The following is a 20578-nucleotide window of genomic DNA, read 5'->3' as shown; positions in this document are numbered from 1 at the left end:
CTTTAATCGTCAAGGGCGCCGATAAATAATACGCAACGAGCCTTTAGAATTTTCTAAGGCTCGTTTTGCGTGTTAAAAGCCGCAACTATTCGTTCCCGCCTCCGTAATGATCATCCACCATTCCTTTCATAAGAATCGTACAGGAAAAACTCCATCTAATTTTTCTTTTATTGAAGCAAATCGATCTTTAACCGGAAAAAGTACCGTTAATCATGCTGTAAACCGGTAGCCGGGCAGTCGGATACAGCAGACGAGCCTTTCCCGCAATGGCAGGGCTTCCATCAAAAAAAGGGTTGACTTAGCAGGTCCATAGATGTTTTTATTATATAGACCGATCGTTATAATCGAGGAGTGAATCAATGTCGGAAAAACAAAATACTCGGCAAACTATATTGGATACAGCCTCGCGGCTTTTTTTCACAAAAGGGTATCATGCTACAGGATTAAGCCAAATTATTAAAGAGAGCAGCTGTCCTAAAGGCTCTTTGTATTATTATTTTCCCAATGGCAAGGAAGAGCTGGCGCTGGAATGCATTGCTTGCACCAAGGCGTTTGTCATCGAGAGATGGAAAACAAAATTTGCGGCATACGAAGACCCTTCCGAGGCGGTACAAGCATTCGTGCTTGATATGGGAGAGGATGCCGAGCAATATGATTTCCAAGGTTATATGCCGTTTAGCTTCTGGATGGCGGTCGAAACGTCGGCGATTAGCGAGAAGCTGAGAGCCGCCGGTCAGGATGTGTTTGCCTCATGGCAGGCCGTTATCTCCGACCGTTTGATTGAGACTGGCATGGTTGCAGAGAAAGCAGAGGAAGTCAGCGTGGTGCTCGTTTCCTTGCTGGAGGGTGCTTTGATCCTCGCCATAACGAAGCGGGATAAGCAGCCGTTAATGAGTGCGGCGAAGTGTGTGCCGTATTTGATTCATAAATGCCCATCTCTATGAGAGGTCATAAATAAAAGATAGATAGAATGTAGGAGAGTGGAAAGCTTGCAAGCAACAATGGCAGAAACACAGCAAAATACGGGGCAGAAATATAGAGTGCTCCCCATCATGATTTCCTTATTGTTAAGCGGATTTATCGGCATGTTCAGTGAAACGGCTCTAAACGTAGCGCTAAGCGATTTAATACGCGTATTCGACATCACCGCGCCGACCGTGCAATGGCTGACGACCGGATACCTGCTGACGCTCGGTATTTTGGTGCCGGTCTCGGGATTATTGCTCCAATGGTTTACGACAAGGCAGCTATTCATAGCTGCATTAAGCTTCTCCGTGCTCGGCACGCTAGTAGCGGCGCTTGCGCCAAGCTTTGAAGTTCTAATGACGGCGCGTGTCATTCAAGCCGTGGGCACAGCGCTGCTGCTGCCGCTTATGTTCAATACGATCCTTATTATTTTCCCGGCTGAGAAGCGGGGAGCGGCGATGGGCGTTATCGGGCTTGTTATTATGGTCGCACCGGCTGTAGGCCCTACGATTGCAGGTCTTCTTATTGAAAACTTGAGCTGGCACTGGATTTTCTGGCTTTCGCTGCCGTTCTTAGTTATTGCTTTGTTGTTCGGTATGATGTACATGCAAAACGTCTCGACGATTACAAAGCCTAAAATTGATATCATGTCTCTTCTATTCTCGACGCTAGGCTTTGGCGGCATTGTGTTTGCTTTCAGCAGCGCAGGCGAAGGTGAAGGCGGATGGGGCAGCACAAAAGTCATTGTTTCCATGGTCATCGGTATTTTAGCCCTTATCTTATTCGCGGTTCGTCAATTGAGAATGAAGCAGCCGATGATGAACCTGCGGGCATTTAAGCATCCGATGTTCGTCGTAGGTACGCTAATGGTATTTATTTGTATGATGGTTATTTTGTCTTCGATGCTCGTATTGCCGATGTACCTGATCAGCGGGCTTGGGCTTAGCGCATTAACGGCAGGACTCATTTTGCTGCCAGGCGGACTATTAAACGGTATTATGTCTCCGATTATGGGCAGCTTGTTCGATAAATTCGGACCGAAATGGCTCGTTATTCCAGGTCTTGTTATCGTCGCAGCCGTGCTTTGGTTTTTCTCGGGCATTACGACGGCATCAACGATTACACTTATCATCGTTCTTCATTCCTGCTTGATGATCGGGATCTCCATGGTATGGATGCCTGCGCAAACCAACGGCCTTAATCAGCTGCCGCGCGAGCTGTACCCGGACGGAACGGCGATTATGAACACGCTGCAGCAGGTAGCTGGCGCGATCGGAACAGCGGTTGCCGTGAGCATCATGACGGCAGGTATGAAAGACTTTATGAAGGGCGTGGCAGATCCGGCAGATCCTGCAAATGCGCCGCTAGCGATGACAGCGGGCATATCGGATGCGTTTATCTTTGCCATGATCGTTGCGATTGTTGGTTTGGTCGTCGCTTTCTTCATTAAACGGGTCCATGTTAGCAAGCAGCATTAATAGATAATAGTTTTGTGTACAAGAAGATTCGGTTGCCACGTGCGATCGAATCTTCTTTGCTGCTAGCTGCCATTCTGTTATAGACAAACCCCGGCAATCCCGATATGATTGATTCAACAATCAAATAAAGATATAGAAAAGGTGCAGACAGAGCTTGCTTTGTTTGCTTAAAAGGGAAGTCCGGTGCAAGGCCGGCGCGGTCCCGCCACTGTATGTGAAGAGCGCTTCTACCCTAACATGCCACTGTCCTCTTACTGGATGGGAAGGCTGGGAAGCGTGATGACGCACGAGCCAGGAGACCTGCCTTTTCTTATTTTGTTTCTCATTCTTCGGGGGATAAGAATGTGGAGGCGCAATCGTCAAGCAGAACGCATGATATCATTTTAATATGCTGTGCCGATCTTTTATTAGACATGCAGATCCCTTTCATTTAGGGGTCTTTTTTTATTTTTTAACGTCTTTTGGATAGTTGGATGAGAGGGAGTAGAAATAAGTTGACAGCAATGAACAGTAAAAAATGGTTTTCCGGCATAATCGTACTCCTGTTAATGATTAGTTTATTAGCTGGCTGCGCCGCTCCAGGGCAACAGGCGAACGTGGAGCCGAATCAAACGCAAGAGAGCAGCGAGGCACAAACAGAGCGAGAAGCAAATGACGGAAATGTAGAGCAGCCTACAGCTTCTAGCGTGACGGCGGAGCAAATGCAGACTGCAGTGCCGACCGAAACGCCGGCAGAAACAGAAAGCGCAGGGAAAGACAAAGCTACAGCTGCCGCAAGCGATAAGCCGGGGGCAGCCAAGCCAACGCCTAAGCCGACTGTCGCTCCTCCTGCCAAGGATCAGAAAAATCAGCCTATAGCGAAACCAAGCACTACGGCACAGCCCGTTAAGACGGAGAAAACGGCGCCAACCAAAGCGCCGCAGCCAGCCAATATCGTCACCATTTCGATCATTGCGGACGAAGAAACGGGGACTGTGCTTGATCCTACCGCGGTTGAGCTGAAAAAAGATGATACGGTGCTTGACGTGTTGAAGAGAATTACACGAAAAAATAAAATTCAAATGGAGTATAAAGGATTAAAAGCGACAGCTTATATCGAAGGAATCGATAACGTCTATGAGTTCGACCGCGGTGCAAAGAGCGGCTGGATGTACAGGGTTAACGGCGAGTTTCCGAACAAAAGCGCAGGCGCCTATGAACTTAAAGAAGGCGACGTTATTGAGTGGTTGTATACGATTGATCTCGGCAAGGATCTAGGAGCTGAATATGAATGAACACCGCCTTTGGTTCCGTACATCCGATTACGAGCTTCAGCTATTACGCGGGCGTCATAGCCTTTAGCATGCTGCTCTTCCATCCTGTATTTCTCGTGACCTCTCTTGCTGCGGTTACGCTAGTTATTATCATTCACGGCGAAGGGAAGCGGCTGCTTAAGCTGCTTCCTTATTATGTGCTGATGGGCGGCTTCGTCGCCGTTCTAAATCCGCTTTTTTCGCATCGCGGCAGACATATTTTATTTTATTTCATGGATCAGCCGATTACGCTGGAAGCGATTTTGTATGGCGTGACGATGATGCTTTCATTACTTGGGATACTGCTCACCTTCGTATCGTTTCAGTTTATTGTCACGACCGATAAGTGGATGTATTTGTTCTCTCGCGCGCTGCCGCGAACGTCTCTGCTCACGTCGATGTCGATCCGCTTCGTGCCGCTGTTTTTGCGGAGGCTGGAGCAAATAACGACCGTACAGCGGACGAAAGGTGTATCGATTATGGAAGGCAGCCTGCGCAAGCGCAGCAAGGATGGCATGCTGCTCATTCGCGTGCTGCTCACATGGTCGCTTGAGGAGGCGCTGCAGACGGCAGATTCGATGAAGGCGCGCGGCTATGGCGCAGCCAAGCGAAGCTCATATGTCATTTACCGCATGGATCGAAGGGACGTATACACGCTTTTGTTTTTGGCGGCGATGGGCATTGTGTGCGTATGGGGCTGGGTGCAGGGCTTTGGCGTGCTGACCGTATACCCGCGGCTTGAAACGATGCAATTTCACCGAGGGGAAGGCTTTGCCTATGCGTGCTACTGTGCCTTTTTGTTAACGCCAGTCGTACTCGAAGGAATGGAGAGAAGGTCATGGAAGTGATTCAAGTAAACAATTTGACGTTCCGTTATCCCGAAGCAAAGGGGGCAGCGCTTGATGACGTTTCGTTTCATGTGAAGCAGGGTGAGTTTGTTGTTTTGTGCGGCGCTTCAGGATGTGGCAAAACGACGCTGCTTCGGCATTTAAAAAAAGAGACGCTTCCGGTAGGCAAGCAATCGGGGACTGTTAGATATAACGGCACATTGCTTGCGGAGCTGCCTGCGATTGAAGCAGCAGAGCAAATCGGCATGGTGTTTCAAAATGCTGATAACCAAATCGTTATGGATCAGGTGTGGCATGAACTTGCCTTTTCAATGGAGAATGTCGGTTATGATCAGGCAGTCATGCGCAAGCGTCTAGCTGAAATGAGCCATTTCTTCGGGCTTGAGGAGCTGCTTTATAAGTCCGTGCATGAAATATCGGGAGGGCAGAAGCAGCTGATTAACCTAGCTTCCGTATTGCTGCTTCAGCCGAAGCTGCTCCTGCTCGATGAGCCGACCTCGCAGCTTGACCCGGTAGCTGCCCGTGATTTTTTGCAGCTTCTCTATCGCCTGAATCAAGAGATGTCGATGACGGTTATTATTAGCGAGCATCGGCTCGAGGATGTTATCCCGCTTGCGGATCGGATCGTGATGCTGGAGGGAGGCAGGGTAAAGCACGACGCTGCCCCAAGAGAGCTTTGCGAAGCAATCGGTGCGGATGAATCGACAAATGATCTGTCGTATTTACCGTCCGTTACGAAGCTGTTTTTGTCAGCGCAAGCGGCAGGCAAGCCTCTTGCGGCGCAAGATATTCCGCTAACAGTACGCGAAGGCAAGCAGTGGCTAGCAGGCCAAGGCGGATTAAAGCCGAACTTATCGCATCAGAATGGCGAGCGCGTCAGCAGCACGCTTGATCCGAGTCAGCGGCTGCTAACTTGCGATGAGATAACCTTCAAGTATGAGAAAACGGGTTCAGAGGTGCTGAAGAAGCTGTCGCTTGATGTGTATAAACATGAGTTTTTGGCGGTGCTTGGCGGCAATGGGGCTGGCAAAACGACGATGCTGCAGATGATGGCCGGGCTTTTGCAGCCCCAGCGCGGCAAGGTGAAGCGGGAGAAACATGTAAAGGTCGGCTATTTAGCGCAAAATCCGCTGCTTTACTTTAGCTATGATACCATTCTGGAAGAGCTGCAGCGGATGGCCGATTATGCAGGGCTCGCGGATCGTGAACGCAAGATAGCAGAGGTTGTGGAGGCGCTCCAGATCGCCGCTATTTTGCCTAAGCATCCCTATGATTTGAGCGGCGGGGAGCAGCAAAGAGCGGCGCTAGCGCTAGTGCTGCTTGGCGAGCCAGACGTGCTGTGCCTGGATGAGCCAACGAAGGGGCTAGATCCTATTGCAAAGCAGCGAACAGCAGAGCTGCTGCAGCAGCTTTGCCAATTAGGCAAGACCATCGTTATGGTTACGCATGATATTGAGTTTGCAGCGGAGCATGCGACGCGCTGCGCGATGCTCTTTGACGGAGCAATAGCTGCCGAAGCCGATCCGGCTCTATTTTTTGGAACCAACTACTTCTATACGACGGCTATAAACCGAACGGTGCGCGAGTGGCTGCCGGAAGCTTTGACGACCAAGGACGTGATTGAGCAGTGGGCAAATTAAAGCTTTGGTTTTTGGCTAGCATCGGACTGTTCATAGCAGCTATGGCGTTATCGGCGGCGATTACGGAGGACCATTACCTGCTGCTGAGCATTGTGCTCCTTTTTGTGACGATGCTGCCATTCTTCGCGAGGTTCGAGAGACGGTCGATTGAAGCGCGCGAGATCGTTATTTTAGCCGTGCTGGCTGCTATCGCAGCCGTCAGCCGCGTACCTTTTGCACCATTGCCAAGCGTACAGCCAACATCGTTCGTTATCATTATTGCGGCAATCGTGTTTGGCGCAGAGTCAGGCTTCATTATCGGAGCGATTGCCGCGGTAGTATCGAACGTTTTTCTCGGACAAGGGCCTTGGACGCCGTGGCAAATGTTTTGCTGGGGCATGATTGGAGCAACGGCTGGATGGCTTCGCCATACTTGGCTCATCAAAACCAAAATCGGCTTGCTCACTTTCGGCTTTGTATGGGGCTTTTTGTTTGGCTGGATCATGAATGTATGGTATATCATTGGATTGCCGGATGCGCTTAGCTGGAATTTAGTTATTGTCGCCTATATTCAAAGCTTTTATTTTGATCTTGCCCATGCGCTGTCCAATGTGTTTTTTCTTGCCGTGTTCGGCAGCAGCTGGATCGCGATATTAAGCCGTTTCAAGACGAAGTACGGCTTACTGGATTCCTAACCGTTCTAACCCTAACAAAGACAGGCGTCAGCCAATAGGCTGGCGCCTGTCTTTGTTAATTAAATTGGCTGGGCAAAATACATGCCAATTGGACGGTTACAGAAAGGGAAGATCCATTTATGATAAAACGAAAAGGATCAGCTAGGCAAAGCGCTCGGGATTAAAAAAGGAGACTTACATTATGAATGAACGTATTGTAAAGGTAGCCGTCGTTCAGGCGGCGCCGATCTTATTCGATAAATTGTCCGCTTTTCAACAGATAGCAAGCTATGCCAGGCAGGCCAAAGCTCAAGGCGCCAAGCTGCTGTTATTTCCCGAAGTGTTTATTGCCGGTTATCCAAGAGGACTTTCCTTTGGTGCCCGGGTCGGCAGCAGAACGATGGAAGGACGCGAGGACTTTGCCAGGTACTGGGAGAGTGCCATTGATGTGCCTGGATCAGACACGGATTTGCTTGGTGAAATCGCGAAGGAAGCAGGCGTTTATTTGATCGTTGGCGTCGTAGAGCGGGATCAGGATTATAGCCACTCGACGCTATATAATAGCATGATCTATATCGGACCGGATGGCAGATTGCTTGGCAAGCATCGGAAGCTGATGCCGACTGGCTCGGAACGATTGCTGTGGGGACAAGGCGACGGGAGCACGCTTACCGTTATTGAAACCCCATTTGGACGAATTGGCGGATTGATTTGCTGGGAGAACTATATGCCTCTTGCCAGGACGGCGATGTATGCGAAAGGGATCGATATATTATTGACGCCCACAGCCGATGCAAGAGATACATGGCAAGCGACACTGAAGCATATTGCCTGCGAGGGGAGGTGCTACGTATTGTCCAGCAATCAGTTTGTGACAAAGGCAACTTATCCTGCAGATTTGAATGGTTATGCGGAGCTTGCGCAGGACCCTGAGACATTATGCCGGGGAGGCAGCGCAATCGTTGGTCCTTTAGGTGAATATGTAACGGAGCCGGTATACGGGGAAGAAACGATTTTATACGCGGATTTGGATATGTCGCTTGTGACTAAGAGCCGCTTCGACTTTGACGTTGTCGGCCACTATAATCGCCCCGACGTCTTCCAGCTTCATGTAAATGAAACGAAGCAAAATATCGTAACCTTTACCTGATTATTTAATTATGAGGAGGAGAGCAAATGGAAGTGCCAGTAGGCGTATGGATCGCATCAGCTATTATTGTTGTTATTTTAGCATGGATTACGTTTTGGATTACGAACAAAGCTTATTCCCGTAGATGGGAAGATCAAGATACTGAAAATAAAGGCAAGCACTATTAGTTTGCAGAAGCTGGTTCCATGCAATTAGGGTGAAGCTCCCATGGCCTTGCAATTAATGCTACAATAGTAGAAAAACATGAGGGGACGAAATCGGGAACATCGCAAGAGAGATGCCCCCGGACAAACTGATGGATGAAACAGAACCTCTTGCCACGAAGCAATGCGCCAGCTGCAAGGAAGAGAAGCCGCTCACCCAATTTCTGCGACGAACGGGCAGGCGTTCAAGTGCAGGTTCACGCCGCGGCGCATGCCGGGAGTGCAGAAAGTCGAAGGCTGCGGCCCCTTTAACGGCTGTTACCGCGAAAGAGCCAATAGCAGTGAGAAGCAGCGTCAAGGCTAACAAATCGCTGCCTATGCCTCCAAGACCTTCTATTCCATTGCCGAATGATCCCGCAGCTCTAAAGACGACTCGTCAAGGGACGATTTGGATGAGGGGCAAGACGGACAAAGGTCGGCGCTGGTATCAGGAAATTGATTTGGAGCTCGCGGTAACGCTCGTGAAGGAGCATGCTGCGGTTATCGTGAATCGGCATACGATTCGAAGGCTGTTTAGCAACAAGGATTTCCGGCGCTATATTTTGGAGCGGGACAACCATACTTGTTATTTTTGCGGGCAATTTGGCGATACGATCGATCATATGCTGCCGCGTGCCAAGGGAGGGCATACGACGCCGGTCAATTGTGTTTGTGCCTGCAATGCTTGCAACCAGTCAAAGGCCGACCAAGATATAGAATCGTTTATGAAATAAGTAAAGAAGCTGCCACCGTTCCGTAATAGGGATGGTGGTATTTTGTTTGTGCCTTATTTGTCACTGAATTTCTTATGCCTCACAAAATGCATTGACCGAATAACGGAAAACAATGATTTGTTATTAAAAGTTATTAATTATTTTTTGTTGATCAAATATCGTTATTCATGTTATGTTCTAATAACAAATTTTATTATGGAGTTACATCAGCTAAGATGTGAATACCCAGTGACTGTTTTTTCATCTCTAAAGTGTTTCTAAAGGAGGTGGTGGGATCGAATAGATAGGTGGGAAGTGTACCGATTTACTTGCAGCTAGATCGATCACTAAAAGCCAGGCCTTCATCACAAAAAACAGTAGGAGGGATTTCGTAATAATGATGATCCGAAAAATGAAACTAACACTTATGTTTGCTATTATGCTGGCTTTGGTTGTTCCGTTTATTTCTAATGAGCAAAGCTTTGCAGCCAATGGGTTTTATGTAAGCGGTAACAAATTGAAGGATGCGAACGGAAATGATTTTGTTATTAGGGGTATTAATAACCCTCATGCTTGGTATGATACCCAAGCTTATAATGCTCTGAGCACGATTAGCTCAAAAAAAGTAAATGCGGTCAGAATCGTGTGGCAAACGAGCGGAACGGCAGCACGTTTACAGCAAATTATCGATCGCTGCAAGGAGCTGGGGATGATTGCGATTGTAGAATTGCATGACGTAACTGGCTCTAACAGCGCAAGCGGCTTAAACAATATGGCTAGTTATTTCGCCAGCAGCGCGGTAAAGGCTGTTCTGACCAGTAATGAAAAGTATGTGCTCGTCAATATTGCGAATGAATGGGGAGACTCCACGCTAGCTGATACGTCTTGGCGCGATGCTTACAAAACGGCTATTACAACCATAAGAAATGCAGGTATCCATAATGCAATCGTAGTAGACGGTTCTGGCTGGGGTCAAAATTCTTCTCCAATCAAGGCTTACGGAAACGCGCTTCTTTCGCATGATCCTGATCATAATGTTATGTTCTCGATCCATATGTATGGCTCTTGGAATGATTCCGCTCGAATCGGCTCGGAGCTGCAGGCGATTAAGGATCTGGGCTTGGCGGTCATGATTGGGGAGTTTGGTTATAACTATAACAACGGCAACAATAACTTGGGTAGTCAGGTTAATGCTCAGGAGGTTATGAACCAGAGCCAGGCAAAAGGAATTGGCTATATGGCATGGTCTTGGACAGGAAACGATTCGGGGAATGCTTGGCTTGATATGACGACAAGTGACTGGCAGACGCTTACGTCGTGGGGGAATCTTGTCATTAACGGAACAAATGGCATAGCGGCAACTTCAACGAAAGCAACTGTTTTCAGCAGCGGCACAGCTTCCGCCTTGTATGATTTTGAAAATAACAGCACGCAAGGGTGGACCGGTTTAAATATAACAGGCGGCCCCTGGCCGGTGACGGACTGGGCAGCAAGCGGCAGCAATTCATTAAAAGCGGACGTTACGTTAGGAGGCGGTCAATTTACGCTAAAATATACTGGGTCTAACAATTTTAGCGGAAAGTCCTCCATCTCAGCAAAAGTAAAGCATGCAGCGTGGGGAAATGTAGGGAGCGGCATACAAGCGAAGCTGTTTATCAAAACAGGAGCAAGCTATACATGGTATGAGTCCGGAACGGTAAATATCCAATCCTCAGTCGTATCGACGCTCACGTTGAGCTTGTCCGGCGCAGCTAATTTGGGTGATGTACGTGAATTGGGCGTATTATTCCTGTCACCGGCTAACTCTAGCGGAACATCCGCCGTTTATGTCGATAGTGTAACGCTTCAATAAGCGATAAGCGGAGTTGTTTGAAGGATAAGGGCTGGTATTCCAGTCCTTATCCTTTCTTTGACAAGGCGGCTGACTTAATTTCTAATCATAACCTCAGCTTGAATGAGCGTTTTTTCATAGCTGGTGCTTGGATTAAGAATGCGCCATAACATTTGATCAACCGCTCTCTTCCCGAGCAGCTCCTTATCAACATTCACCGTCGCTAAAAATGGAATTTGCGGATGCGTATTGTCGAAGCCGGTAAAAACAAGATTTTCAGGAATGTCCATCCCTATATCCTTGAGCGTTTCCAACGCAAATAATGCGAAGGTATCGTTGGCGCAAACGAACACCTCCGGCAAGCCATGCTCAAGGACAGCAGCCTTAAACGTATCGTGAAAGTTTTCGATGTCTGGTCCCATTAGAGAAGGGATCTGCTTTAGCTCGATGTCGTGATCCTCCAGCGCGGAGCGGAAGCCTAGGTAACGCTCATAGAAGCTTTGCGCATCTCTAATATTTCCTAAAAACTGATAGCTCTTGTAGCCCTTCGTAATGACCGAGTTCATGATTTCTCTCATGCTGGATAGATTGTCGGTAAAGATAGAGTCGCAATGAAAGCATGGATCATAATGGTCAACCATAACGACAGGAATGCCTAACCGTTTAATATCGAGCAGCACAGGCGTCGAAATCGATCCAACGGTTATGATGCCGAGTATAGCCTCAGGATTTAAGAGGGAAAACATAGAATCATCCGTAGGCTCCGTTAAGGTTAAAATGTTAATGCCCTTCAGGTTCAGCCTAGCCGATATGCCGTTAAATATAGGGCCCCAGTATAAGGACTCGGTGTTCTGATAACGTACATTTGGAAAAAGTACGAGAATCGTTCCTGACCAGTTCCGTGTATCAATGTCCAAAAGCTCGCTTGGAACAGGTGCAGCTTGGGCGTCCTTAAAGTAACCTAATTGGCCTGCTGCCCTTAAAATGAGCTCCCTTGTTTGTGTGCTGACTCCAGATTTCCCAGACAATCCCCGTGATACAGCGAACTTCGATAATCCAGTAAAATCAGCTATTGATTGAATCGTTACTTTTCGCCGCATATCTGTCATCCTACCTTACTATTTTTGTTTGTTAGTTAATTTGCGTTTTGTTATTTTGTTATGTGACTAAATATAGCTGGTTTTTCGATGAAATACAAGCGCTTGAACTTAAAAAATGAGCTATTGTAGCGGTTATCTCTGTTGTTATTTATAATAACATTAAGAAAACAATTGACCATATTTGTTTTTGGTGATACATTTGTTATGCAAAACAAATAGAACAAATAACAAAACAAATACGAGGCGGTGGTTTAGGGAAATCAGGCAGTCGCGTTATTTTTTTATTCCTCTATGCAAGCGCTTTATTCTTGGAAGGTTTTCGTGTAATACCCACTGATGAATGTAAAATTGGGAGGTTCGGTCATGAGAAAAATAAAAGGATTATCTGTTCTGGCATTATGTTTGATGCTTATCCTTACAGCTTGCAGCGGCGGCAATAACGGAAATAAAGGCAACAATGCCACTCCAAAAGAAAGCGCTGCCACAGAGGCGACTGCTGCACCGGAAGAGGCAGCTGCAACGCCAGAGCCAGTAGATATGGGCGGTCGCGTTATTAAAGTAGCAGCTTGGTGGGATTTGAAGCCTGCTGGAACAACAACCTCTGAGAAAGCCCGCCTTGCGAAAATCGAAGAGGTGGAGAAGAAATACAACGTCAAAATAGAATTCGTAAACGTGCCATTTGAAGAATATATGCCGAAATTCACAGCGACGATTTTGTCGGGCGAGCCGTTTGCCGATATCGTGCAAATGGAATACAAAGCGGCTTTGCCTGCTATTTTGAAAGGGCAGCTGCTTCCTCTAAGTGACTTCACGACCAATGCCTCGAACATTAACGGCGAAGCGAATCTAATCGCGAAGGCGCCTCCTATTGCAGGGAAAGATTATGCGTTCGACGATCCGGGTACAGGCGGCACGGGGCTTCATTATAACCGTGACCTCTTCAAGAAGCTTGGCCTTCCAGATCTGCAAGAGCTGTACACGAGCGGTCAATGGAACTGGGACAAATTCATGGAAATCGCTAAGCTAGCAACAAAAGATACAGACAATGACGGTAAAATTGACGTTTATGGCTACTCCGGCTGGTCGCATGACTTATTCCGCAACCTGGCTGCTGCAAACGGCGGCTTCATCGTTAACGAGACAGATGGTACACAAGGCTTCACAGACCCAAAAACAATTGAAGCGGCAGAGTTTGTAAACCGCATGTACAATGTCGAGAACGTTGTAAGAGTCAAATCAGGCAATAAAACGAACTGGGAAGAGTCGAATACATTTAAAGACGGCGATGTGGCGATGTTTATTTCCGCAGCATGGAATCTAGGCGGCTTAACTTTCGATATCGGTGTGGTTCCGATGCCGAACGGCCCTCAAGGAAGCCCGGAAGTGACATTTGCGAATAATGCCGCAGCAGCTAAGTTTATTCCGAAGGGCGTTAAAGATCCTCAGCTCGTTTATCAAATCTACGAAGAAACGTTTGACATTCCGAACACGCAAGAGTTCCCAAGCCAAGAGTGGTTGGAGAGCCTTTATAACCACGAAGAGGATATTCTCATGACTCGCGATCATATCAACGGTACCGGCCAGATTTTGCTGGATGATGCTTATCCGGACTTTCCGACTGGGAAATTCATTGAAGACATTCTTGTAAACAATCAATCGGTTACCGCAACGGCTGAGAAATACAAACCGGAAGCAGAAGCTTCTATCGCCAAGCTGGGCAAATAATCTTGATTATTCATTGATTATAGGGACTTATCATGAAGGTTGGGGGATGTCCTTGTGACCTCCCCTGATTTTATGAATAGGAGATTTCAAGCTTCCCCGCCATTGGACGGAGAAACCATTTCCGCTTGTAAGGAGGACTTCTGGTGGTAAGCAATTTGCGGTTATCATACATAACAAGGAAGATCGTGCCTGTTGTTTTGGCATTTTTAATTGTCCTTCCCTTTGGCTCTGGCGTTCAGGCAGATACAAGTTCAAGCAGTTCTTCAACGAACGAACAATTGGGAAGCGGCACTGATAAAACTGCTTCTAATAATGAACGCAAATATGCTCAGTATATGAAGGAATACGAAGGCGCTGCAAGGCCAGAGAAGGAAATCGTACTGGAAGCAGCGGGCTACAGCCGATTGGATGGAGCAGGATTCGAGAAAATCGATCAGTACGAGGGTATGGATGGCGTGTCGCTGTTGACCGGAGAAGCAGGCGAGGCAGATTGGACCTTTCAAGTTGAGGAGGCAGGCTTGTACAACCTATCGCTGCTCTACTATCCGATAGAAGGAAAAAGCTCTGCCATCGAGCGCGCTTTATGGATAGATGGAGAGCGTCCTTTCCGTGAGGCTGCTTTTTTGCAGTTTGACCGGATTTGGGACAATCAGAAGGAGAAGATCGTACAGGACAACCAAGGCAATGATTTAAGGCCGAAACAGATCGAAAAGCCGCGATGGAGCGAGAAAGCCTTTCAAGATTCCGACGGCTATGAGAACGAACCTTTTCTATTTTATTTTTCACGCGGCACTCATACGATTACGTTAGAATCCACTAGGGAACCGATGGTGATCAAGCAGCTCAAGCTATTCCAGCAGACAGCGCCCTTGCCATATGAACAAATGCTTCAGCAATATGACGCAGATGGATTAAAGGAAACGGAAGGCCAGATGATTACGATCGAAGGGGAAGCCTCGAGAGCCAAATCGTCGCCGACTTTGTATCCACTCAGTGAACGCTCCAGCGCTGCTGTATATCCATATAGCGCTTCGAAAATAAAAATCAACACGATTGGCGGCTTCAACTGGCGATTGCCAGGACAGTGGATGGAATGGGAGATCGATGTCCCAGAGACGGGACTTTACAAGATCGCCTTCAAATCTCAGCAAAATTTTGTAAGAGGCATTTATTCGACCCGGACACTTACGATTGATGGAGAAGTACCCTTTAAGGAAATGGAGAAGATCCCGTTCCGATATAAAAGCGGCTATCGGCTCGATGTAATGGGCGGCAAAGATCCTTATTTGTTCCCGCTGGAGCAGGGCAAGCATACGCTGCGGCTTGAGGTCAGCCTTGGCGAATTCGCTCCGCTTATTAGAGAAGTGGAAGAGAGCCTCTATAGCCTGAACGAAATGTACCGCAAAATATTGATGATTACCGGTACGAAGCCAGATGAGTTCCGTGATTATCAGCTTGATAAAAAAGTACCGGATTTGCTATCGGTATTTGGCTCCGAGCGTGATCGCCTGAAAGCCATTGCGAGTCAGCTTGTGAAATTGTCAGGCCAATCCAGTGACCAAGAGGCGCTGCTTAAGACGATGGCAGTGCAGTTGGATGAGATGATAAAGGATCCGGACACCGTTCCAAGAAGGCTAACGGCTTATAAGACGAATACGGGCGGGCTCGGAACATGGGTTCAGCAAGCAAGGCAGCAGCCGCTTGAGATTGACACGATCTATGTCGCCTCGCCGGATAAAAAGTTTCCGAAGAAGGGGATGGGACTTGGCTCGAAGCTGAAGCATGAAGCAACAACCTTCGTATCCTCTTTCTTCACGGATTATAACCAAATCGGCAATGTAGCCGAAGATGATGCGCAGCGATCCATTACGGTATGGATCGGCAGCGGCCGGGATCAGGCGAACACGATGAAAGCGATGATCGACGAAACGTTCACCTCCGTTACAGGCATTAATGTCAATTTGAAGCTGGTTAATATGGGAACGCTGCTTCCTGCTACGCTCGCTGGCCAAGGCCCCGATGTTGCGATGCAGATCGACAATGATATTCCCGTTAACTTTGCCATGCGGAACGCTTCCGCAGATTTGACCCAATTTGCAGATTTTACAGAGGTGAAGGATCGGTTTCGTCCTAGCGCAATCGTGCCGTACAGCTATGAGAAGGGTGTATTTGCACTGCCGGAAACGCAAACGTTCAACATGCTGTTTTACCGCAAGGATGTGCTGAGCGAGCTGGGCCTTGAAGTGCCGCAAACCTGGGATGATGTATCTAACCTGCTTGCTGTGCTGAGCAAAAACCATATGCAATTTGGTTTGCCAGTCGTCGCCCAAGCAGCTGTTCAAGGGCAGAACATTCCTCCCAACTCGATGTATGCAGCGCTTCTCTTCCAGAACGGCGGCGCATTTTACCGCGATGGCGGGAAGGAGTCGGATCTGGATTCGCGCGTTGGGATCGAGACCTTTAAGCAGTGGACGGAGTTTTACACGGATTATAAGCTGGAGCGCGAATATGACTTCGCCAACCGGTTTCGTACAGGACAAATGCCAATCGGCATAGCGGATTATACAACGTACAACCAGCTTTCGGTGTTCGCGCCGGAAATTCGCGGCATGTGGGGATTCGCGCCAATTCCGGGAACGGCGCAGAAGGATGGAGCCGTTAATCGCGAGGTGCCAAGCGGCGGCAGCGCGGTCATTATGCTAAACAAAGCCGAGGATAAGGATGCAGCTTGGCAGTTTATGAAATGGTGGACGAGCGATGCAACGCAAACGGTATTCGGCCGGGAAATGGAGGGCCTGATGGGCGCTGCGGCACGTTATCCGACTGCGAACATTAAGGCGCTGGACAGCTTGCCATGGCCGGTTGCCGATTATGAAAATTTAAAAGCACAGTTTGAATGGGTGCAGGGCATGCCGGAGGTGCCAGGCGGCTATTTCACTGGACGGCATTTGTTCAATGCCTTTTACAAGACGGTAGTCGGCCAAGTGGAAGCACGTGAGTCGATCATGGACTATGTTCAGTACATGCAGGATGAAATTCGGACGAAACGAAAAGAATTTGGTTTACCGCAATAATGGGGGAGGGTCAAGCATGCAAAATTGGTGGAGCCTGAAGTTGCGGGAAGTGAAAGCCAATAAGCATTCGTACATTTTGCTGGCGCCATACATGGTGTTGTTCGCCGTCTTTACGATATTGCCAGTCATTATTTCGATTGTACTGAGCTTTACTTATTTTAATATGCTGGAATTTCCGAAGTTTATCGGCTGGCAAAACTATACCCGTCTGTTTCTAGAGGACGATGTGTTTCTAATTGCAGTGAAAAACACGATATTGTTCGCCGTCATTACCGGCCCGATCAGCTATATTGCTTGTTTTGTGTTCGCATGGATTATTAATGAGCTGTCGCCAAAGGTAAGAGCGGTCATGACGCTTGTATTCTATGCGCCTTCGATATCCGGAAACGTATTTTTTATTTGGCTCATGATCTTCTCAGGCGACCGCTATGGGATCGCCAACGGGCTGCTTCTCAAATTAGGCTTTATATTGGAGCCGCTGCAGTGGCTGAAGACAGAAGCTTATATTTTGCCGATCATTATTCTCGTCCAATTATGGCTCAGTCTCGGAACGGGCTTCCTCGCTTTTATCGCAGGGCTGCAGACGGTGGACAGCACTTTGTATGAAGCAGGGGCAGTGGACGGCATCAAAAACAGATGGCAGGAGCTTTGGTATATTACGTTGCCATCCATGCGGCCGCAGCTTATGTTCGGAGCGGTTATTCAGCTGACAACCGCGTTCGCAGTTGCAGATGTGTCGATTGCGCTTGCGGGTTTTCCGAGCGTCAACTATGCAGCAGAAACGATTGTTACGCATTTGATTGATTTCGGCACCACCCGCTTTGAAATGGGATATGCCTCCGCAATCGCCACTGTACTGTTCATGATCATGGTGGGGTCCAATCTGATCGTCCAAAAACTTCTTCGCAAGGTGGGTGAATGAAATCATGACTTTCTCGTTTCGTATCCGCAGGAAACGGGTGAACCGATCGTTCTGGGGCAGCTTTTCCCTTTTTCTATTGCTTGCGGTGTTCGGCGCATTCATGATCTTGCCGCTCATCTACGCCATTAATAACGCATTCAAGCCATTGGATGAAATTTTCATGTTTCCGCCGACGCTGTTTGTCCGCAATCCGACGATGAATAACTTCGTTGATCTTATGGGCTTGCTCGGCAATTCATGGGTGCCGTTCTCCAGATACATTTTCAACACGGTATTTATTACGGGGATGGGGATTATCGGGCATGTGCTGCTTGCTTCGGCTGCAGCCTACCCGCTGGCTAAACATAAGTTTCCCGGCAAAAACATGATGTTCGGGGTAGTTGTTCTATCCCTGATGTTCACGCCTGCGGTTACGGCCATTCCGACGTACATGATCATGTCATGGCTCGGCTTAATTGACACGTATTGGGCGGTCATTATTCCGGCGTTCGCGTATTCGCTTGGCTTGTATCTCATGAAGCAATTCATGGAGCAAATTCCTGACGTGCTGCTTGAGGCAGCCAAAATCGACGGTGCGAGCGAATACCGCATTTTTTGGACAATCGTCATGCCTAACGTGAAGCCGGCTTGGCTTACGCTCATCATTTTGTTATTTCAAATGCTTTGGGGCAGCGATGGAAATGGTTTCATTTATAGCGAGCAGCTGAAGTCGCTGCACTTTGCCGCGAATCAAATCGTACAAGGCGGTATCGCACGCGCCGGGGCAGCCGCCGCTGTTGCGCTTATTCTAATGAGCGTGCCTATAACATTGTTTGTTTTCTCGCAGAGCCGAATTATAGAGACGATGGCAACTTCAGGAATGAAAGACTAAGGGGGGATTGCGCTTGGCAGCGAAAAAATGGCTTCTCGTGGTTGCGGTAGCATTCCTGTTGCTTGCTTATGCAGCGCCGGTACCTGCGCTGGCATCGTCGACGCCTTATGAGAGCTATAACTATAACTATTGGGAAGAAGCGGTGCCCGCGCCAGCGGCATATGTTCCGAGCCGATCGATAACCGGTTCGGACCTTGGCATCGGCGACTTTCTGGAGCCAGCCGACATGGTCGTTGCAAGCAGCGGGCTCATCTATATTGTGGACAGCGGCAACAGCCGGATCGTCTGCTTGGATGACAAGTGGAACGTGCAAAGCATAATCACAGGTTTCGACAACGCAGGCAAGTCGGATAGCTTCAAAAATCCATCAGGCTTGTACATTGATGACGAGAACAATCTTTATGTGGCGGATACGGATAATGGCCGCGTCGTCGTCCTCACCAAAGAGGGAGCTTTGCTCCGCTTGATTGAGAAGCCGCAGTCCGATATTTTAGCAGGCGAATTCAAGTTTAATCCGTTAAAGGTAACGGTGGATAAGGCCAAGCGGGTTTACGTCGTAGCCAAAGGCGTATACGAAGGCATTATGCAATTTGACGGCAACGGCAGCTTTATCGGGTATGTAGGGACGAACAAGGTGAAACGCGACTATACGGAATTTTTGTGGCGTTTCCTCTCAACCAAAGCGCAGAAGGCCCAAATGGTGCTGTTTATTCCAACGGAATTTTCTAATATCGATATTGATGCCAAAGGATTCGTCTATGCGACGAATATCGATCCAGACTCCAGGGAGCCGGTTAAACGGCTTAATCCTTCGGGCGAGGACGTTCTGAAGCGCTTCGGATATTTTGATGTTAGAGGTGATATTCTGTTCCGCAGAGTGGTTGGCCCCTCCAAGCTGATAGATGTAAAGGTGCAGGAGAATGGCATGTACAGTGTGCTCGATGCCAATCAAGGAAAGGTGTTCACTTACGATGACGAAGGCAATCTCCTTTATGTGTACGGCGGGAAAGGCAATCAAACGGGTACCTTCAAAATACCGGTAGCCATTGAGAGCTCGGGAGAGAACCAGCTGGTGCTTGACCGGGGAAAAAGCAATATCGTCGAATTCAAGCCGACGAAATTCGGCGCAAGCGTTAATGAAGCTATAGGGCTTCATTATAACGGTGAGGATAAGCTAGCCGTACCAATCTGGCAGGATGTGCTTCGGCTGAACTCGAACTACGATATTGCGTATATCGGTATCGGCAAATCGCTGCTGATGGAGAAACGGAACGGTGAAGCGCTTGAATACTTCAAGCTTGGCATGGACCGCGACGGTTATTCCGTCGCCTACAAGCGGTATCGCAGAGAAGTGATGAAAGAGCATTTTGGCACGTTCCTGACTGTGCTATTGATCCTGGCTGCCGCATGGGCGGCATTCAAGCTGGTTAGCTCTCGGAGACAGAAACGAATGCTGACGATGCCCGGTTTTGCCGCGCAAAGCCTGAAGGGGGAGAAAGCGCCATGAAGCAGGATTTCATTAAGTTTCCGCTGCACCTGATTGTGCATCCATTTGACGGCTTCTGGGATATGAAATATGACGGCAAAGGAAAAGTCCGGGTTGCTCTAGTTATACTAGCGCTGGTCGTCTTGTCTATCATTTTGCAAAATCAGTTTGCGGGTTTTCTAGTTAACTATAATGACCCGCGTTATTTGAATAGTATCTCACAGCTGCTTACGATCGTATTTCCTTTCTTCCTGTGGTGCATCTCCAACTGGGCGATTACAACCCTAATGGACGGGGAAGGGAAGTTTAAGGAAATCGTTATGGCAACGGGCTATGCGCTTGTACCCATCGTCCTCCTGTACGTGCCGATTACAGTCGCTAGCCGGTTCATGGTGGAGGAAGAGACTGCTTTTTATTATTTGGTCATTTCAATTTCTTCGATCTGGTTTGTAGGGCTCCTCTTTGTCGGTACGATGACGGTTCATCAGTATTCGGCGTTCAAGACGATCATCACGATGATTCTAACGATCATTGTAATGGGCATCATCGTTTTTCTAGGAACGCTCGTGCTTAGTATGATGCAGCAAATTTATGAATTTATCGTTAACATTTATCGAGAAATTATTTTCCGTACGTAGAGGAGGCCG

17 protein-coding genes and 1 riboswitch are annotated in these 20578 nt (G+C 48.1%); of the genes, 16 read left to right on the top strand and 1 reads right to left on the bottom strand.

The features are described from left to right. The first annotated feature begins 359 nt into the window (after window positions 1-359). From A7975_RS12700 to A7975_RS12660, 10 genes are all read left to right on the top strand, one after another. Window positions 360-944: a TetR/AcrR family transcriptional regulator gene (locus A7975_RS12700; RefSeq protein WP_053377074.1), complete on the top strand. Its 585-nt coding sequence runs from the start codon at window positions 360-362 to the stop codon at window positions 942-944. A gap of 57 nt (window positions 945-1001) precedes the next feature. Next, entirely contained in the window at window positions 1002-2444 is a 1443-nt protein-coding gene (gene lmr(B), locus A7975_RS12695) for a lincomycin efflux MFS transporter Lmr(B) (RefSeq protein ID WP_065385878.1), read from the top strand. A 122-nt stretch (window positions 2445-2566) separates the two neighbouring features. After that, window positions 2567-2766: riboswitch (cobalamin riboswitch) on the top strand. Window positions 2767-2947: 181 nt separating this feature from the next. Then, window positions 2948-3718, top strand: coding sequence for a DUF4430 domain-containing protein (locus A7975_RS12690; RefSeq protein WP_255314308.1), 771 nt, complete (start codon window positions 2948-2950; stop codon window positions 3716-3718). Beyond that, complete coding sequence (locus A7975_RS12685; RefSeq protein WP_065385340.1) at window positions 3715-4584, top strand: energy-coupling factor transporter transmembrane component T; 870 nt, start codon at window positions 3715-3717, stop codon at window positions 4582-4584. The genes A7975_RS12690 and A7975_RS12685 overlap by 4 nt, the downstream gene beginning before the upstream one ends. Beyond that, window positions 4575-6224, top strand: a complete 1650-nt coding sequence (locus A7975_RS12680) for an ABC transporter ATP-binding protein (protein WP_065385339.1) — start codon at window positions 4575-4577, stop codon at window positions 6222-6224. Before A7975_RS12685 ends, A7975_RS12680 begins: the two co-directional genes overlap by 10 nt. 41 nt (window positions 6225-6265) lie before the next feature. Beyond that, window positions 6266-6898: an ECF transporter S component gene (locus tag A7975_RS12675; RefSeq protein ID WP_141680323.1), complete on the top strand. Its 633-nt coding sequence runs from the start codon at window positions 6266-6268 to the stop codon at window positions 6896-6898. Between the two features lie 181 nt (window positions 6899-7079). Beyond that, window positions 7080-8027, top strand: a complete 948-nt coding sequence (locus A7975_RS12670; RefSeq protein ID WP_065385337.1) for a carbon-nitrogen hydrolase family protein — start codon at window positions 7080-7082, stop codon at window positions 8025-8027. 26 nt (window positions 8028-8053) lie between these two features. Further along, window positions 8054-8194: a hypothetical protein gene (locus tag A7975_RS34130; RefSeq protein WP_176707723.1), complete on the top strand. Its 141-nt coding sequence runs from the start codon at window positions 8054-8056 to the stop codon at window positions 8192-8194. 110 nt (window positions 8195-8304) lie between these two features. Continuing rightward, entirely contained in the window at window positions 8305-8943 is a 639-nt protein-coding gene (locus A7975_RS12665; RefSeq protein WP_065385336.1) for an HNH endonuclease, read from the top strand. A gap of 376 nt (window positions 8944-9319) precedes the next feature. Beyond that, on the top strand, window positions 9320-10774 hold the full coding sequence (locus tag A7975_RS12660) for a cellulase family glycosylhydrolase (protein WP_065385335.1): 1455 nt from the start codon (window positions 9320-9322) through the stop codon (window positions 10772-10774). 74 nt (window positions 10775-10848) lie between these two features. Here A7975_RS12660 and A7975_RS12655 read toward each other — a convergent pair whose 3' ends face one another. Continuing rightward, window positions 10849-11853 carry a LacI family DNA-binding transcriptional regulator gene (locus A7975_RS12655; protein WP_065385334.1) on the bottom strand — a complete coding sequence of 335 codons (1005 nt, stop codon included), beginning with the start codon at window positions 11851-11853 and terminating at the stop codon, window positions 10849-10851. A 363-nt stretch (window positions 11854-12216) separates the two neighbouring features. Here A7975_RS12655 and A7975_RS12650 point away from each other — a divergent pair, with 363 nt between their 5' ends. From A7975_RS12650 to A7975_RS12625, 6 genes are all read left to right on the top strand, one after another. Beyond that, window positions 12217-13578 carry an ABC transporter substrate-binding protein gene (locus A7975_RS12650; RefSeq protein WP_053377067.1) on the top strand — a complete coding sequence of 454 codons (1362 nt, stop codon included), beginning with the start codon at window positions 12217-12219 and terminating at the stop codon, window positions 13576-13578. A gap of 143 nt (window positions 13579-13721) precedes the next feature. Continuing rightward, window positions 13722-16652: an extracellular solute-binding protein gene (locus tag A7975_RS12645; RefSeq protein WP_255314269.1), complete on the top strand. Its 2931-nt coding sequence runs from the start codon at window positions 13722-13724 to the stop codon at window positions 16650-16652. 16 nt (window positions 16653-16668) lie between these two features. Further along, window positions 16669-17574, top strand: coding sequence for a carbohydrate ABC transporter permease (locus tag A7975_RS12640; protein ID WP_231637557.1), 906 nt, complete (start codon window positions 16669-16671; stop codon window positions 17572-17574). A 4-nt stretch (window positions 17575-17578) separates the two neighbouring features. After that, entirely contained in the window at window positions 17579-18445 is an 867-nt protein-coding gene (locus A7975_RS12635) for a carbohydrate ABC transporter permease (protein ID WP_053377066.1), read from the top strand. A gap of 13 nt (window positions 18446-18458) precedes the next feature. Next, window positions 18459-19952, top strand: a complete 1494-nt coding sequence (locus A7975_RS12630; protein WP_065385333.1) for an NHL repeat-containing protein — start codon at window positions 18459-18461, stop codon at window positions 19950-19952. Further along, window positions 19949-20569, top strand: coding sequence for a Yip1 family protein (locus A7975_RS12625; protein ID WP_053377064.1), 621 nt, complete (start codon window positions 19949-19951; stop codon window positions 20567-20569). The genes A7975_RS12630 and A7975_RS12625 overlap by 4 nt, the downstream gene beginning before the upstream one ends. Window positions 20570-20578 lie beyond the last annotated feature (9 nt).

It is taken from the genome of Bacillus sp. FJAT-26390, from assembly GCF_001682865.1.
Lineage (GTDB): Bacteria > Bacillota > Bacilli > Paenibacillales > Paenibacillaceae > Pristimantibacillus.
Note: the sequence above shows the minus strand (reverse complement) of the source record. Positions and strands in the feature narration are given on the sequence as shown.

Bases quoted from the DNA above. Each gene is read 5' to 3' on its own strand.
- A7975_RS12700 (WP_053377074.1), top strand. From the start codon at position 360: ATGTCGGAAAAACAAAATACTCGGCAAACTATATTGGATACAGCCTCG.
- A7975_RS12690 (WP_255314308.1), top strand. From the start codon at position 2,948: ATGAACAGTAAAAAATGGTTTTCCGGCATAATCGTACTCCTGTTAATG.
- A7975_RS12685 (WP_065385340.1), top strand. From the start codon at position 3,715: ATGAACACCGCCTTTGGTTCCGTACATCCGATTACGAGCTTCAGCTAT.
- A7975_RS12680 (WP_065385339.1), top strand. From the start codon at position 4,575: ATGGAAGTGATTCAAGTAAACAATTTGACGTTCCGTTATCCCGAAGCA.
- A7975_RS12675 (WP_141680323.1), top strand. From the start codon at position 6,266: ATGGCGTTATCGGCGGCGATTACGGAGGACCATTACCTGCTGCTGAGC.
- A7975_RS12670 (WP_065385337.1), top strand. From the start codon at position 7,080: ATGAATGAACGTATTGTAAAGGTAGCCGTCGTTCAGGCGGCGCCGATC.
- A7975_RS34130 (WP_176707723.1), top strand. From the start codon at position 8,054: ATGGAAGTGCCAGTAGGCGTATGGATCGCATCAGCTATTATTGTTGTT.
- A7975_RS12665 (WP_065385336.1), top strand. From the start codon at position 8,305: ATGCCCCCGGACAAACTGATGGATGAAACAGAACCTCTTGCCACGAAG.
- A7975_RS12660 (WP_065385335.1), top strand. From the start codon at position 9,320: ATGATGATCCGAAAAATGAAACTAACACTTATGTTTGCTATTATGCTG.
- A7975_RS12655 (WP_065385334.1), bottom strand. From the start codon at position 11,853: ATGCGGCGAAAAGTAACGATTCAATCAATAGCTGATTTTACTGGATTA.
- A7975_RS12650 (WP_053377067.1), top strand. From the start codon at position 12,217: ATGAGAAAAATAAAAGGATTATCTGTTCTGGCATTATGTTTGATGCTT.
- A7975_RS12640 (WP_231637557.1), top strand. From the start codon at position 16,669: ATGCAAAATTGGTGGAGCCTGAAGTTGCGGGAAGTGAAAGCCAATAAG.
- A7975_RS12635 (WP_053377066.1), top strand. From the start codon at position 17,579: ATGACTTTCTCGTTTCGTATCCGCAGGAAACGGGTGAACCGATCGTTC.
- A7975_RS12625 (WP_053377064.1), top strand. From the start codon at position 19,949: ATGAAGCAGGATTTCATTAAGTTTCCGCTGCACCTGATTGTGCATCCA.